Annotated in this window: 14 protein-coding genes; 12 read left to right on the forward strand and 2 right to left on the reverse strand. The window is 67.2% G+C overall.

All coding sequences use genetic code 11. The features are described from left to right. Positions 1–5 precede the first annotated feature (5 nt). From KB201_RS21660 to KB201_RS21715, 12 genes are all read left to right on the forward strand, one after another. Positions 6–575: a dimethylamine monooxygenase subunit DmmA family protein gene (locus tag KB201_RS21660; RefSeq protein WP_211540422.1), complete on the forward strand. Its 570-nt coding sequence runs from the start codon at positions 6–8 to the stop codon at positions 573–575. After that, positions 572–1,573: a PDR/VanB family oxidoreductase gene (locus KB201_RS21665; protein ID WP_211540424.1), complete on the forward strand. Its 1,002-nt coding sequence runs from the start codon at positions 572–574 to the stop codon at positions 1,571–1,573. Before KB201_RS21660 ends, KB201_RS21665 begins: the two co-directional genes overlap by 4 nt. After that, positions 1,570–3,108, forward strand: a complete 1,539-nt coding sequence (locus KB201_RS21670; protein ID WP_211540426.1) for a DUF3445 domain-containing protein — start codon at positions 1,570–1,572, stop codon at positions 3,106–3,108. The genes KB201_RS21665 and KB201_RS21670 overlap by 4 nt, the downstream gene beginning before the upstream one ends. Further along, the gene (locus KB201_RS21675) at positions 3,105–4,103 is read left to right on the forward strand and encodes a PDR/VanB family oxidoreductase (RefSeq protein WP_065631121.1); all 999 of its coding nucleotides are present in this window, start codon (positions 3,105–3,107) and stop codon (positions 4,101–4,103) included. The genes KB201_RS21670 and KB201_RS21675 overlap by 4 nt, the downstream gene beginning before the upstream one ends. After that, the gene (locus tag KB201_RS21680) at positions 4,100–5,110 is read left to right on the forward strand and encodes a DUF3445 domain-containing protein (RefSeq protein WP_159371724.1); all 1,011 of its coding nucleotides are present in this window, start codon (positions 4,100–4,102) and stop codon (positions 5,108–5,110) included. The genes KB201_RS21675 and KB201_RS21680 overlap by 4 nt, the downstream gene beginning before the upstream one ends. A 56-nt stretch (positions 5,111–5,166) precedes the next feature. After that, the gene (locus KB201_RS21685; protein WP_065631120.1) at positions 5,167–6,537 is read left to right on the forward strand and encodes an ammonium transporter; all 1,371 of its coding nucleotides are present in this window, start codon (positions 5,167–5,169) and stop codon (positions 6,535–6,537) included. Between the two features lie 226 nt (positions 6,538–6,763). Further along, positions 6,764–8,122: a type III glutamate--ammonia ligase gene (glnT, locus tag KB201_RS21690; RefSeq protein ID WP_374193966.1), complete on the forward strand. Its 1,359-nt coding sequence runs from the start codon at positions 6,764–6,766 to the stop codon at positions 8,120–8,122. Between the two features lie 64 nt (positions 8,123–8,186). Continuing rightward, positions 8,187–9,083, forward strand: coding sequence for a glutamine amidotransferase (locus KB201_RS21695; RefSeq protein WP_159371723.1), 897 nt, complete (start codon positions 8,187–8,189; stop codon positions 9,081–9,083). Then, complete coding sequence (locus tag KB201_RS21700) at positions 9,071–9,829, forward strand: protein glxC (RefSeq protein ID WP_159371722.1); 759 nt, start codon at positions 9,071–9,073, stop codon at positions 9,827–9,829. Before KB201_RS21695 ends, KB201_RS21700 begins: the two co-directional genes overlap by 13 nt. A 335-nt stretch (positions 9,830–10,164) precedes the next feature. Further along, positions 10,165–11,496, forward strand: a complete 1,332-nt coding sequence (locus KB201_RS21705; protein ID WP_211540428.1) for an FMN-binding glutamate synthase family protein — start codon at positions 10,165–10,167, stop codon at positions 11,494–11,496. Beyond that, positions 11,493–12,683 (forward strand): FAD-binding oxidoreductase, encoded by a 1,191-nt coding sequence (locus KB201_RS21710; protein ID WP_211540430.1) that lies wholly within the window; start codon positions 11,493–11,495, stop codon positions 12,681–12,683. The genes KB201_RS21705 and KB201_RS21710 overlap by 4 nt, the downstream gene beginning before the upstream one ends. Positions 12,684–12,777: 94 nt before the next feature. Then, the gene (locus KB201_RS21715; protein ID WP_374193967.1) at positions 12,778–13,425 is read left to right on the forward strand and encodes a helix-turn-helix domain-containing protein; all 648 of its coding nucleotides are present in this window, start codon (positions 12,778–12,780) and stop codon (positions 13,423–13,425) included. A gap of 9 nt (positions 13,426–13,434) precedes the next feature. Here the strand turns inward: KB201_RS21715 and KB201_RS21720 are convergent, their stop codons facing one another. After that, positions 13,435–14,121 (reverse strand): EthD domain-containing protein, encoded by a 687-nt coding sequence (locus KB201_RS21720; protein WP_211540432.1) that lies wholly within the window; start codon positions 14,119–14,121, stop codon positions 13,435–13,437. 250 nt (positions 14,122–14,371) lie between these two features. After that, positions 14,372–14,938 (reverse strand): transposase (locus KB201_RS21725; RefSeq protein ID WP_211540434.1); only part of this gene is annotated, 567 nt, incomplete at its 5' end.

Genomic DNA, 14,938 nt, shown 5'->3' on the forward strand with positions numbered 1-14,938 from the left:
CTGCCATGTCGCAGATCGACTTCTCCAGCGTGCCGACGTGGGCACGTCCCGGCGTACCGATCGAGGCGACGACGCCCGCACCGACCGGCAACTCGTACGTGCTGGTCGGTGTCGGGGATGTCGCCGAAATCCTGGCTCGCTGGGAGTCCGCACTGCCGCCGCGGGCCACGACCCGGATCCACGGTGACACCGACACCGCCGCCGCGCAGCTCGCCAGTGCGTTGACCGAAGCCGTTGTCGGCGTTCGGGTCTGGATAACAGCTGATGCAGGATCGGCGTTGACCCTGCGCGCGGTGGCGCTCGGTGCCGGCCTGGAGGACGACGAGATCAGCGTCGTTCCCGCGGTGTCCGCGGCGGAGGTCACCGTCGAGGTCTTCTGTGCGCACTGCCGCTCGGTCACCCGTACGACGGCGGCGATCGACGATGTCGTCACCTGCGTCGGATGTCGTCGCGATCTTCTCGTGTACCACCACGTCTCGCGTCGCACCGGTCAATACCTGGGATTCATGGTCGACGCGGAGACCGCCCAGTTGCCCTGTCCAGCAAACGAACCAGACGAGGAACCCGTCTCATGAGCACCGGAGTGGCCGAGACGAGCTCGAACGAGCCCGTCCTGCGTCGTGCATCTGCCGCGACGACACTGGACCTCGTCGTCACCGATGTCGACGTGCCGTCTCGAGACATCCGGACAATCACCCTCGCCGACCCGGACGGGCGCGTCCTGCCCGCCTATGTGCCCGGCAGCCACCTGGTCGTGCACGCGGGCTCCGCCACCAACGCCTACAGCCTCACCGGTGACGGCGCGCACCCGTCGCAGTACTCGATCTCGGTGCTCCGGCTCCCCAAGGGGAAGGGCGGATCACGGTGGCTCCACGACGAACTCGAGGTCGGCGCCACGGTGACGGTGGGCTTGCCGCGCAGCGCGTTCGCGCCGATCGCACGGGCGCGCAAACACCTGCTGATCGCCGGTGGGATCGGCATCACGCCGATGGTGTCGCACCTTCGGGCGGCGGTCCGGTGGCGCCGCGATGTGCAGCTGCTCTACGTCTTCCGCGACTCGTCGGCCGCGCATCTCGAGGATGTCACCCGCCTGGCCGGTCGGCGTGCCGAATTGTTCACCGACCGACGGTCGTTCGCTGACCGCCTCGCGCAGGCACTGCGGAGCCAGCCCCTTGGGACCCACCTGTACGTGTGCGGACCGTCGTCGATGATCGACGCGGTGGTCGATGCCGCCACCGGTGCCGGCTGGCCGGAATCCCGCGTCCACTTCGAGCGGTTCGGTGTCGACGCCCTCGATCCCGGCGACCCGTTCCGGGTGGAACTTACCGCTTCGGGACGCACGGTCGACGTGCCGGCGGGGACGAGCATGTTGGAGGCACTGGAGAACGAGGGCGTCGCAGTGCCGAATCTCTGCCGCCAGGGGGTGTGCGGGGAGTGCCGCATCCCACTCGCCGGCGGTACCCCGGTCCATCGTGACCTCTTTCTCAGCACCGAGGAGAAGAACGCGGGCGACGCCATCATGCCGTGCGTCTCACGCGCGAATGCCGCAAGCACTTTGGAGGTTCCCCTGTGACAACCACATTCGAGCCGGAGGCCGGGACAGGTGTGCCATCCGCAGATGATCTCATCGCGGGTTTCCCGTTCCCGTTCGGCGAAGATCGCTACCGATACAGCACGAATGTCGAGCCCGCTCAGACGCCGGTGACCACCGCGGCCGGCAGGTGGGGCGCCGCGGTGGTCGACATCGACTCGGAGTACCGCGCCGAACTCGACCGGCGCGCGATGATCCTCGCCGCCGATCCCACCCGGCACGCGGTTCTGCCGCACATGGTGCCGGCCGCCTGGGACGCGATGCTGACGCTGATGCGAGAGCTCGACGCCACCCACCCAGACCAGATGCAGCTCCGTACGACAGGAACCGACACGTGGTTGTGGCGGAACGAGATCCTGGGGATCGAGCAGCACTTCCGCTACGGCGATCCCGCGTCTCTGCCCGAGGAACCATTGCGGTACATCACCTCTCAGGTCCAGGAGGACATCGCCCTCCTCGACCAGCGCAACGACCAGCTGTACGTCGACGCCGGGGTCGTCACCTTCGCCGCCGATTGGAGTTTCGGGTTCGACGTCGGGATGAGCTTCCTCGAGATCCACGGACCGGTGCCGCGCATCCACCCCGAAGGCGTCATCACCCGTGCGCACGAGTTCCTCAAGCGCCTCCAACCTCATCAGCCGTACCGACGAACCAACTGGACGTTGACGATCGACCGCAGGCTCGACGTCTCGACCGAGATCTATCACAAGTGGGGACCGGACCGGGAGGTCATCCAACAGGTCCCCGACGACGAGTTCGGCAGGCGGGTACACCTCCGCGTCGAAGTGCAACACCTCATCCGGCTGCCGGATTCGGGTGCGGTCATGTTCCTCATCCGGACGTACATGCTTCCGCTCGAGCAACTCGCCACCGTCGAGGTCTGGCGCCGACGCACCGCGGAGGTGTTGGCCGAATTGCCCGGTGACATGGCCGATTACAAGGGCATCATCAAGTTCCGGGATCGTGCGGCGCAGTGGCTGCGCGCGGCCGCACCGGCGACGCCGGAGACCACCGGGGCCGGCATGCCGCGGTGGCCCGCCTCGCCCCCGGCCGTCGACACCACCGGGGCGGCGTTCCTCGTGGTGGCGATCGGCGACGATCCGGCAGCCGCGCACGTGTCACGGAACTGGGTGGCGGCCGCCGAGGCAGCCGGAGGGACGCGGTTGGTGGTCCTGGACTCACTGGGCGACGCGGTCGACAGATCGGCGTTGCAGTCTGCTCTGGACGAGTGCCGCACCGGTACCCGAGTCCTGGTCACCGGCGGGCAGTACGACGTCATGACGGCACTCGCCATGGCGCGTAACGCGGGGGCGGTGGCGGCCGAACTGTCGTGCTATGTCACGCACACCCGCGACCTACCGCTCTACTGCGCGCATTGCCGCGAGACCTTTCGCGCCGAGGCCGTTGTCGGCGGCGTCGTCGCGTGCCCCGGTTGCGCTCGGGATCTCGAGGTGCACGAACACCATTCACCGGTGATGGGCAGCTTCCTGGCCTCTGCGGTCGGCGGCGACGAATGACCGCGGTCGCCGTAGGGCAGTACCCGGCCCACCTTCATCCGGCCTATGCCACCGGTCCGCGACCGATGCGTGTCATGTCCGTGCGACAACTCACCGACGAGGTCACGCATTTCCGGTTCGGCCCCGTCGACGACGCCCACGCGGTCCTGACCGCGTACCAGCCGGGCAGCCATCTCATCATCTCGGCCGGCGGACAGCGGAATGCCTACTCGCTCGTCGACGACGGGATGTACCCGACCAGCTACGGCATCTCGGTGTTGCGACGTGGTGCGGGCGGTGGTTCGGATTGGTTGCACGACAACCTCGTCGTCGATGCCGTCATCGAGATCGAGGGTCCGCGTTCGATGTTCCCGCCGGTGCTCGATCAGCGCGGCGCATTGCTGATCGCGGGCGGAATCGGGGTCACGCCGGTGCTGTCGCACGCCCGTGCCCTCGCTCGGGACGGGCGTCGGGCCGACATCGTCTACTCCTATCGGCGTGGATGCGGTGCGCACACCGAGGACCTGCGGGCGCTCGCCATGCAACCCTCCGTGACGCTGCACGAGGTGTCCGGGGCCGCGGCCACCATGCGGGTGATCGCTGAGCGATTGCGGGCGCAGCCGCTCGGAACGCACGCCTATGCCTGTGGTCCCACGTCACTCCTGGAGGCGTACACGCGGCTCGCGGAGGACGCCGGATGGCCCAGCGCGCGAGTACATCTCGAACGTTTCACCGCCCCCGAACAGGATCCCGGCGATCCCTTCACCGTGACGGTGGCGTCTTCGGGCCTCCGCATCGACGTGCCACCGGGTGTGTCGCTGCTGCAGCGGTTGCTCGACAACGGCGTCCCGGTGCCGAGTCTGTGCCGCCAAGGCGTGTGCGGCGAATGCCGAATCCCGGTGCGAAGCGGCCGAATCGAGCACCGCGACTTCGTACTGACCGACGACGAGAAGACCGTGGGCGACGCCATGCTGTGTTGTGTCTCGCGCGGTCAGGACATCGAGGTGGACCTGTGAGCATCGAATCGTTCCCGACCCGTCGGGTCGACCACCTGACGAACCTGCCGTGGCCGTTTCCGGACGAAATGGAGGAGTTCTCCTACAGCGTGAACGTCGAACCGGCACGCATCCCGCGTCCGACCCGGGCCGGCGAATGGGGCAGGCACCTCGTCGATCTCGGCGGCGCCGAGTATCCGGAGATCATGGCCGAGCGACGGCGGATCCTCGACGCCGATCCGACACGCGTCCGTGTGCGCCCGGGGATGGAACTGGCCTCCTGGGATCTGCTGTTGTACTACCTGCGCGATCTCGGTCACGCCTACCCCGCGGCGATGGAGCTCACCGAACACGGTGACGGTCGATTCCGTTGGTGCAACCGGCTTCTGGGTACGGATCAGGAGTTCGTCCTGGGTGATCCGGCCACCCTTCCCTACGGCCCCATGGAATTCCTGGCGCGTGAGGTACCCGACGACCTGCTGCTCGTCACCGAACGCGACGGGCACCTGTACTTCGACGCCGGCGTGGTCACCTTCGCCGCCGCGTGGTCGGTGTCCTTCGACGTCGGGATGGACATGTACGAGATCCACGCGCCCGTTCCCCGCATGCTCCGCGAAGGCATCGTCGCCCGCGCCGAACAGTTCCTGCGGAGGCTACCCGCAGACCAGGTGTACCGCAGGGTGAACTGGACGCTGTCGGCGTCGGACTCCCACAAACTCGACGTCAGCCTCGAGGAGCTGCCGGAGTGGGCGGCCGACGTCGCGGGCATGATCGCCGACGGCGATTTCGGTCGCGCGCGACTGCGCATCGAGCTGGAACACTTCGTCCGGTTGCCGATGTCGGGTGCGGTGACGTTCAATATCCGGACATTCATGGCCTCGCTCGAGGACGTGAAGCGCATACCCGAGTGGGCCGGTCAATTGGCGACCGTCATCGAGACGCTCGGCGAGGACATCGCCGCCTACAAGGGTTTTCTCGACTATCGCGACAACGTCGTCGCATACCTCCGCGGTCAAAGTCGCCCGTGAGCCCTGGTCCCGTAACACCCGACTTCTCGTAGAGTCCCAGAACCGAAAGATCGCTCATGGAACCCATACTCGCCGCCAATGCCGACCTGGCATGGATGCTGGCGGCCTTCGTCTTCGTCCTGCTGATGTTCCCGGGCCTGGCCTTCTTCTACGGAGGCATGGTCGGATCGAAGAACGTCCTCAACATCATGACGATGGTCATGTCCACCCTGGCGATCACGGCGGTCCTGTACGTCGTGATCGGGCACGGCCTGGTGTCCGGTCCGTCGGTGGGCGGGTGGGGCCTCATCGGCAACCCGACCGACTACATCGGCCTGACCAACTGGCTCACCGACGACGCTTCCGGCGCCACCCAGACGCTCTACTTCGCAGCCTGGTTCATCCTGTTCGCGGCCATCACGATCGCGATCGTCGCCAGCGGCGCGGCGGGCCGGATGAAGTTCTCGGCGTGGCTGGTCTTCGCGCCGATCTGGCTCATCGTGGTGTACTTCCCGGTCGCCCACTGGGTCTTCGCGGCCGACGTCGACGACAACTACAGCGGCGGGTTCCTGCTGAACGACCTCGAGATCGTCGACTACGCAGGCGGCACCGCCGTCCACATGAATGCCGGTGTCGCGGCCCTTGCCCTCGCGGTGGTGCTCGGTGCGCGCAAGCGGCGGATGGAGCGCCCGCACAACGTGCCGATGACGATCATGGGCGGCGGCATCCTGTTCTTCGGCTGGTTCGGGTTCAACGGCAGTTGCGCGCTCGGCGCCAACTTCCTCGCGCAGGCCGTCATCCTGAACACCCTGCTGGCCGGTTCGGCGGGCATGATCGGGTTCGCGATCATCGAGAAGTGGCGCGAGGGGCACGTCACCTCGCTCGGCATGATCACCGGCACCGTCGCGGGCCTCGTCGGGATCACCCCGGCGGCCAGCAGCATGGCACCGCTCGGTGCGCTGCTCGTGGGCATCTTCGCCGCGGCGGTCGTGGCGTTCCTGCTGAGCTTCAAGAGCAAGCTCAAGATCGACGAGACGCTGGATGCCTTCGCCGTGCACGGCATCGGCGGGATCGTCGGAACCATCTGCATCGTGCTCTTCGCCACCGAGGCCGCGCCGGCCGGTGTCCAGGGGATCTTGTTCGGCGGTCCGGTGGACATCGTCTGGCGTGAGCTCGCCGGCATCGTCATCACCTGCACGTACTCGTTCGTGATGACCTGGCTGATCGCCAAGGGACTCGACAAGCTCATCGGCATGCGCGTCGACGAGGAGACCGAGATGGTCGGCCTCGACACCGCGGTCCACGCGGAGACGGCGTACGAGATCCCCGCCGCCTCGGTCGGTCACGCCGGCGGACTCGCGACCATGTCGCCGGCCCGTGCCGCGGACAAGGTGGAGGAGGCGATGCCGCCGTCGACTCCGGCCTCGGCGCCACCGGCCGGGGTCTGATCCATACCGGTCATCGGTTGGCAACTGCTCGGGGGTTCACCGTTCGACGGTGGGCCCCCGAGCGCTGTGCGTCCGAGGACGTGGAAAACGTTGCCGGACAGATTGACACCCACCGCTCACGGAGTCGAAACAGGGACGAAACATCCACCGGGTCTACTAATAGTAGACAATGGTTCACGCTAGTAGACATGCGGAACGAAAGCCCATAGAGTCGACCCCGGAGCACATGATGACAACCACCGAGACAACGACCGGCGAACTCGCCGATCTCTGCGCGACGCACGGCACCAAGTTCATCCTCGCGATGTTCGTCGACCTCCGCGGCAAGCCCTGCGCCAAACTGGTGCCGGTGGAAGCGGTGGACGAATTGGCCACCGAGGGCGTAGGTTTCGCCGGATATGCGGTCGGCGCGATCGGCCAGGAGCCGAAGGATCCCGATCTCATCGCGATCCCCGATGTCCGGTCCTTCCTGCCCATCCCGTTCATCAAGGAGGGCCTCGCGGTCGTTCAGTGCGATCCCCATGTCGAGGGCAAGCCGTGGCCGTTCGCGCCCCGGAACATCCTCAAGGCGCTCATCGCGCAGACCGCGGACGCGGGTTTCGAGCCGTGGGTCGGGGCCGAGGTCGAGTACTTCCTCCTGAAACGGGCCGCCGACGGCTCGCTGGTGACCGCCGACGCCGCCGATGATTCCGACCAGCCGTGCTACGACGTCCGCGGTCTCACCCGGATGTACGACCACCTCACCACCGTGTCCACCGCGATGAACCAACTCGGCTGGAGCAACTACGCCAACGACCACGAGGACGGGAACGGCCAGTTCGAGCAGAACTTCGCCTACTCCGACGCGCTCACGACCGCCGACCGCGTCGTCACGCTCCGGTACCTGCTCTCCGCCCTGGCTGCGGAGAAGGGCATGATCGCGACCTTCATGCCGAAACCCTTCGCAGAGCGCACCGGGTCGGGTCTGCACTTCCACCTGTCCCTCACGCAGGCGGGCGACCCGGTGTTCCCGCAGGTCACCGACGACGAGCGAGGACTGGGGTTGTCGGAGACGGCGTACGGGTTCATCGGCGGGATTCTGGAACACGCACCCGCGCTCCAAGCCGTGATCGCACCGACGGTCAACTCCTACAAGCGAACCGGTGCGACGGCGACGCGCTCGGGTGCGTCCTGGGCCCCGCGGCGGGCCACCTATGGCGGCAACGACCGCACCCACTACATCCGGGTGCCCGACGAGCAGCGCGTGGAGCTCCGTGGCGGTGACGGGTCGGCGAATCCGTACCTGGCCGTCGCCGCGCTGCTCGGTGCGGGACTCGACGGCATCAAGCGGAGTCTGGACCCGGGCGCCGTCGGCAACTGCCCCGGCCACATCGCCGAACTCCCGCTCACCCTCCTGCACGCGGTGGAGGCGCTGGAGGCCGACGGGGTCGTCGCCGGCACGCTCGACGCCGCGCTTCCCGAGGACTGGCCCGAGGACGAGCAGCGGGTCTCGGCATACTTCGCCGGACTCAAACGCGACGAGTTCTTCGACTGGCACGCGGCGGTCACGCCGTGGGAGGTCGACAAGTACCTGACGGCGTTCTGACCGTCCTTCCCCCAGAACACAAGACCTCTCAACGAGATTCATCGATCGACGTAAGGAACTGATCATGTGCGGAATCGTCGGGCTGCACCTGCGCAACCCTGACCTTCACCCCCGGTTGGGCGAGATGCTCGCCGGGATGCTCGGCGAGATGCAAGACCGTGGCGCGGATTCGGCGGGTATCGCCGTCTACGGCAACCCCACGTGGGCACCGTCCGGACACGGCTGCATCTCCCTCCTCGAACTCGACGTTCTTCCCGACGAGGTGTCCACGACGCTGAGCGCGGCCCTCGGGGTGCCGGTCGCGGCACAGACGATCGACGTGACGCTGGTGGCCTCCGCCCCGGCGCCGGCCGACGAGCTGCTGGCCGCCGCCCGGGCCGCATACCCGCAGGCCCTGGTGGCCGGTTTCGGGTCGGACCTGACCGTCCTCAAGGGCGTCGGCGCACCCCGTGACCTGACCGAATCCTGGGGCCTGGCCGCGGCGTCGGGATGGCAGGGCGTCGGGCACACCCGGATGGCGACCGAATCGGCGGTCACCTCCTCGGGCGCACATCCGTTTGCGGTCGGCCCCGAACAGTGCCTGGTCCACAACGGTTCGTTTGCGAATCACGCGACCATCCGGCGTGAACTGCGCGCTGCCGGAGTGGAATTCGACAGTGAGAACGACACGGAGGTCGGGGCGCGCTTCGTCGCACACCAGCTTGCGGCGGGCAAGGACGTGGAAACAGCACTGAAAGAGGTCTGCGCGAACTTCGACGGTTTCTACACGTTGCTGGTGTCGAATCGCGATTCGTTCGCGGTGGTGCGCGACGCCATCGCATGCAAACCGGCCGTGATCGCCGAGACCGACGACTGGGTGGCCATGGCGAGTGAGTACCGCGCACTGGCCAAACTGCCCGGCGTGGAGAACGCCCGCATCTGGGAGCCCGAGCCGGAGGTCGTCTACGCATGGACTCGATGACCGCCGAGTTTCCCTCCACCCCTACCGTTCCCGCCTCGAACGACACGGCGAAAGCTGAGACGATGAACCCCAATCACACCTTCGACCTCGCCGAAACCCCGTTGCGCGAGATCAACTCGATGCTGCACGGGGACATCTCCGGCGAGATCGTCATCGACAACCCGGCCGGAGCCCACAGCGTCGCCGCGGGAGTCAACCTGCCGGTGAAGATCACGATCAACGGCCACGTCGGCTACTACGCCGCGGGCATGAACCAGCAGGCCGAGGTCACGATCAACGGCAACGCCGGCACCGGCGTCGCCGAGAACATGATGAGCGGCAGTGTGATCGTGAAGGGCAACGCCTCGCAGTCGGCCGGCGCCACCGCGCACGGTGGACTCCTCGTCGTCGAGGGCGATGCCGCGGCACGCTGCGGCATCTCGATGAAGGGCGTCGACATCGTCGTCGGCGGAAACGTCGGGCACAACAGCGCTTTCATGGCTCAGGCGGGCCGCTTGGTCGTCCGCGGCGACGCCGGCGACGGTCTCGGCGACTCGATCTACGAGACCCGCATCTACGTGCGCGGCGAGGTCGCCTCGCTGGGTGCCGATTGCATCGCCAAACCGATGCGCGCCGAGCACCTCGAGGAACTGGCCGGGTTGCTCAAGGCCGCCGGTTTCGGCGACGACGACCCCCGCGACTACACCCGCTACGGCTCCGCCCGCGAGCTCTACCACTTCAAGGTCGACAACACCTCCGCGTACTGAGCCGTCCCTGCCTCCCGAGTGCGAAGGGCCGGCGGCCGAGTCGGCAAACCCTTCGTGACGCTCGCAAGCTCGCTCCTCAGCGGTGACAGCGCCCACCTCTGCTCCCTGAGGTGCGAGGAGCGCAAGCGACGAGCCACGAAGGGTCCTGGCGAGACGAGTTGCGAAGACCCTTCGTGACGCCCCTCCGCAGGCTCCGGGGCTCCTCAGGGAGCAGGGGGACGCCCCTCCGCAAGCTCCGGGCGCTCCTCAGGGAGCAGGGGGGACGCCCCTCCGCAAGCTCCGGGGCTCCTCAGGGAGCTGAGATGCGCACGACCACACGACGAAAGAGAATCACCATGACCGACAACCTGAGCGTCGAACAGCGCGGCCTGCGCGAGTCGGCCACGTTCGACCGCACCACCATCGCCGCGATCCAGCGCGCGGCCGAGACCGGCATCTACGACATCCGTGGCTGGGGCGCCAAGCGCAAGCTGCCGCACTTCGACGATCTGCTGTTCCTCGGCGCGTCGATGTCCCGCTACCCCCTCGAGGGTTATCGCGAGCGCTGCGACACCGACGTCGTCCTCGGCTCGCGAAATGCGAAGTACCCGTTGCATCTCTCCACCCCGGTGACGATCGCCGGGATGAGCTTCGGCGCGCTGTCGGCCGGGGCGAAGGAAGCGCTGGGGCGCGGCGCCTCGGAGGTCGGTACCTCCACCACCACCGGTGACGGCGGGATGACGCCCGAAGAGCGGGGTCAGTCCAAACACCTCGTCTACCAATATCTCCCGTCGCGATACGGGATGAACCCCGACGACCTGCGCAAGGCCGACGCGATCGAGATCGTGCTCGGCCAGGGTGCCAAACCGGGCGGCGGGGGAATGCTGCTGGGACAGAAGATCTCCGAGCGTGTGGCGGGCATGCGTACCCTGCCGCAGGGAATCGACCAGCGCAGCGCGTGCCGTCACCCCGACTGGACCGGACCGGACGACCTGGCGATCAAGATCAACGAGTTGCGCGAGATCACCGACTGGGAGAAGCCGATCTATGTGAAGGTCGGCGCCACCCGCACGTATTACGACGTGAAACTCGCGGTGCATTCCGGCGCCGACGTCGTCGTGGTCGACGGGATGCAGGGCGGAACTGCGGCGACCCAGGACGTCTTCATCGAGCACGTCGGCATCCCGACCCTCGCCGCCATCCCGCAGGCGGTGCAGGCCCTGCAGGAGTTGGGTGTTCACCGAGAGGTCCAACTCATCGTGTCGGGCGGAATCCGCAACGGCGCCGATGTCGCCAAGGCGATGGCCCTCGGTGCCGACGCCGTCGCCATCGGCACCGCAGCGCTGATCGCGTTGGGCGACAACGATCCCCGATACGCCGCGGAGTACGAGGCGCTGGGATCGGCCGCCGGTTTCTACGACGACTTCCAGGACGGGCGCGATCCCGCGGGCATCAGCACGCAGGACCCGGAACTCTCGGCGCGTTTCGACCCAGTCCTCGGCGGAAAGCGCCTGGCGAACTTCTTGCGCGTGATGACGATGGAGGCCCAGACGATCGCCCGTGCGTGCGGCAAAGCGCACCTGCAGCATCTGGAGCCCGAAGATCTCGTCGCCATCTCGATCGAGGCGTCGGCGATGGCCCGCGTTCCGCTCGCCGGGACGAGTTGGATTCCGGGGGCGGGCCTGTGAGCACCGAGACCGCCTCGGTCGTCATCGTCGGTGGCGGCCTCGAGGGCGTGGCGGCCGCCTGGGCCTTGGGACAACGCGGCATCACCGATGTGATCGTCTGCGAGCGGGACACCGTCGGCGGCGGGATGACGGGCAAGTCTTCGGGAATCGTGCGGTGCCACTACGGCGTCGGTTCGCTGGCGGCGATGGCCGCGGTCGGACTCGAGGTCTTCGAGAAGGCGGAGGAGATCTTCGGCTCCGACATCGGATTCCGTCAGACCGGATATGTCGTCGGCGTCGGCGAGCCGAATGTCGAGAACATGCGCAAGAGCCTCGCGGCGCAACGTGCGGTCGGCGTGCAGACCGAGGAGATCGACGCCGCCGATGTCGCCGCGATGTGGCCCACCGCCGACCTCGAACCCTTCGCGGCCTTCGGTTGGGAAGAGCGCGGCGGCTACGGGGACGCGTATCAGACCGCGCAGGCCTTCGCGGCCTCGGCGCGGGCAACAGGAATCCGAATTCGTCAGGGCACCAACGTCACCGGCCTATTCGTCGACGCCGACCGGGTGACGGGAGTCCGACTCGCGGACGGTTCGACGATCTCCGCGGACACCGTGGTCGTCGCCACCGGTGTCTGGTCCAAACCGTTCCTCGCGCCCTACGGGGTCGACATCCCGATCGAGGTGCACCGCGAACAGATCGTGATGATTCACCCCGGTGAGGACCTCGGCGAGGTGCCGGTCTTCTCCGACCTGGTGTCGCTGCAGTACGTCCGACCGGACGTCCGCGGCGAGATTCTGTTCGGCAACAGCGATCTCGCGGCGCTCGACATAGCGAATCCCGACGACTACCGGAACCGCGCGGACTCGGACTTCATCGACCTCACCGTCGACAAGGTCGGCACCCGGTTCCCCGGGTTCACCGATCCGGCGATCACCACGAGCTACGCCGGGTGTTACGACGTCACACCCGACTGGAATCCGATCATCTCCAGCGGACCACTGGACGGGCTCGTCCTGGCGGCCGGGTTCAGCGGCCATGGGTTCAAGATCTCGCCGGCGGTCGGCCGGTTGATCGCCGACCTCGTCGTCGACGGACGCAGCGCGGACCCGCGTATTCCGGAGTCGGACTTCCGGTTCACGCGGTTCGCCGAAGGCGACCTGCTGACGACGCGCTTCCCGTATGTGGGAGCCGGCGAGATGCGCTGACCGGGACGCCGGATGATCCGAGGCCGTGGCCGTCGACAGGGGTGGAATCGTGTGTCAACTGTCAGGAAACGTTGTTTCTCACTATGCTGGCGGCGTGACGGACGACCCATTGATCCGGAATCAGTCCGGCACCGCGCGAGAGAGACCTGTCGACCAGTCGGTCGAGGAGCTGGAGCTCGAGACGGCGATCGCGCACAACGTGCGTCGCCTGCGACGTCAGCAGGGACTGTCGGTGGGAGACATGGCCACTCGCGTCGGCATCTCCAAGGCGATGCTGTCGAAGATCGAGAACGCCCAGACCTCGTGCAGTCTCAGCACGCTCGCCCGCCTGGCCAACGGCTTCGACGTGTCGGTCACCTCGCTGTTCCGCGGCGCCGAGATGGAGCGGTCGGCGGTGTTCGTCAAAGCGGGCGAGGGCTCGGAGATCGTGCGCGAGGGGTCCCGGGAGGGTCACGAGTACGAGCTGCTCGGGTCGCTGCGCGGTGAGCACAAACGCCTGGAATGTCTCCTCGTCACCTTGACGGAGAAGTCGGTGACCCAGCCGTTGTTCCAGCATGCGGGAACCGAGTTCCTGTACGTCCTCGAGGGCGTGATGGACTACGCCCACAGTCGCTCGGTGTACCGGATGCATCCAGGCGACTCGCTACAGATCGACGGCGAGGGCGCGCATGGACCCGTCGAACTCGTCGAGCTGCCGGTGCGCTTCCTGTCGGTGATCGCGTTCCCGGATTCGGCCGTGTGACAGCCCCATTCAGGTTCGCGACCGGCTGAGGTCGAAGTCGTAGCGCGAGGTCGGCACCACGTCGAGGTGGCGGTCCGCGCCGAAGCGGGACACGCTCTCGAGCATCAGGGTCATCCGGCGCTCGAGTTCCCGCTGATCACCGCCGCTTCCGTAGAACGCGTGGATGTCGCTGACCGCCGCCATCGGGAACAGTTCCTCGACGATGGCCGCGACCGGCGGGATGTCCTCGGTCAACGGTCGTTCGACGATGTTCTGGACGTAACCGAACGTGGCCTGGGTGTCGATGGCGACCTGGGTGTGATCGTCCAACCAGCGGCGCAACCACTCGGCGTGGTCGAGTTCGTCGGGTCGCCGCAGGAACGCGACGTTGGACAGGGCGTCGATCCGCGTCCCGTCCGCGGGCAGGTCCGGATTGAGCGGCGCCCGCGCGGTGACCGCCCAGGCAGCGATCGGACCGTCGAGTTCGTCATCGACGACGGCAAGGACCGGGTCGGGGTCGGGCGCCCAGAAGGACAGCACCGCGACGATGGGCGGGTCGAGTTCGTCGATGCGCATGGCCCCGGAGACCGCGTCGTCGCTGAGGTTGACCTGCACGCGCGTTGCCCCCGCTGCCATACAGCGCTCGACGAGATCGTCGGCGTCGGTGCGGCTCGGCCCGCCGCCCCGGATGGCGACGATCACCTTGGAACTCGTCATCCCGCGGACGGTACCGGTCGTTCCGCGCGCCGGTCGCCGATTCGCAGATCCATCCGCGCTTTTGCTCCCTGAGCTGTGGGGAGCGCAAGCGACAGCCCCCTGCTCCCTGAGCTGTGAGGAGCACAAGCGACAGCCCCCTGCTCCCTGAGCTGTGAGGAGCGCAAGCGACAGCCCCCTGCTCCCTGAGCTGTGAGGAGCGCAAGCGACAGCCCCCTGCTCCCTAATCCGAAGAGTTAGGTGAGGTGGCTGCTCAGGCCGCTCCGTGGGGTGTGATGGTGACGTCGTATCCGAGTTTGTGTAGGTCGTAGATGGCGCGGTTCTTGGTGCGTTCGGGGTGGCGTTGCTGGTGGTAGTCGGGGCCGGGTTCGTCGTAGACGACGTTGTCGGTGAGCATGATCCAGACCACGGTGAGCAGGGTGTGCTCGAGGGCGACGATCGCTTTGGGTTTGCCGCGAGAGCGGACCAGGCGCCGGTACTTGGCGTTGAGGAACGTGCCTTTGTGGCTGGCGATCGATAACGCTGTAGCCCCGAGAGCACCTTTGAGGTGACGGTTACCGGGGCGGGTTTTGACGTTTTTGACCCGTCCGGCGGATTGGTGCTGGCCGGGGCAGACTCCCGCCCACGAGGCCAAATGGCCTGGTGTGGGGAACTGGGCCATCTGGCCGCCGGTCTCGGCGATGATCACATCGGCGGTGGTGGTGGAGATACCCGGGATCGTGCAGATCAGGTCCCGCTTGGCCTGAAACGGCGCCATCACCTTCTCGATGCGCTCGGTCAACGCGTCGATCCGGGTGGTGTGTTCGGTGATGAAATCCAG

It is taken from the genome of Gordonia sp. SCSIO 19800, from assembly GCF_018132775.1.
GTDB lineage: Bacteria > Actinomycetota > Actinomycetes > Mycobacteriales > Mycobacteriaceae > Gordonia > Gordonia hongkongensis.

Excerpts from the sequence above, each read along its gene's own strand:
- KB201_RS21705 (WP_211540428.1), top strand. The coding sequence starts at position 10,165 with ATGACCGACAACCTGAGCGTCGAACAGCGCGGCCTGCGCGAGTCGGCC.
- KB201_RS21665 (WP_211540424.1), top strand. The coding sequence starts at position 572 with ATGAGCACCGGAGTGGCCGAGACGAGCTCGAACGAGCCCGTCCTGCGT.
- KB201_RS21695 (WP_159371723.1), top strand. The coding sequence starts at position 8,187 with ATGTGCGGAATCGTCGGGCTGCACCTGCGCAACCCTGACCTTCACCCC.
- glnT (WP_374193966.1), top strand. The coding sequence starts at position 6,764 with ATGATGACAACCACCGAGACAACGACCGGCGAACTCGCCGATCTCTGC.
- KB201_RS21700 (WP_159371722.1), top strand. The coding sequence starts at position 9,071 with ATGGACTCGATGACCGCCGAGTTTCCCTCCACCCCTACCGTTCCCGCC.
- KB201_RS21675 (WP_065631121.1), top strand. The coding sequence starts at position 3,105 with ATGACCGCGGTCGCCGTAGGGCAGTACCCGGCCCACCTTCATCCGGCC.
- KB201_RS21660 (WP_211540422.1), top strand. The coding sequence starts at position 6 with ATGTCGCAGATCGACTTCTCCAGCGTGCCGACGTGGGCACGTCCCGGC.
- KB201_RS21685 (WP_065631120.1), top strand. The coding sequence starts at position 5,167 with ATGGAACCCATACTCGCCGCCAATGCCGACCTGGCATGGATGCTGGCG.
- KB201_RS21720 (WP_211540432.1), bottom strand. The coding sequence starts at position 14,121 with ATGACGAGTTCCAAGGTGATCGTCGCCATCCGGGGCGGCGGGCCGAGC.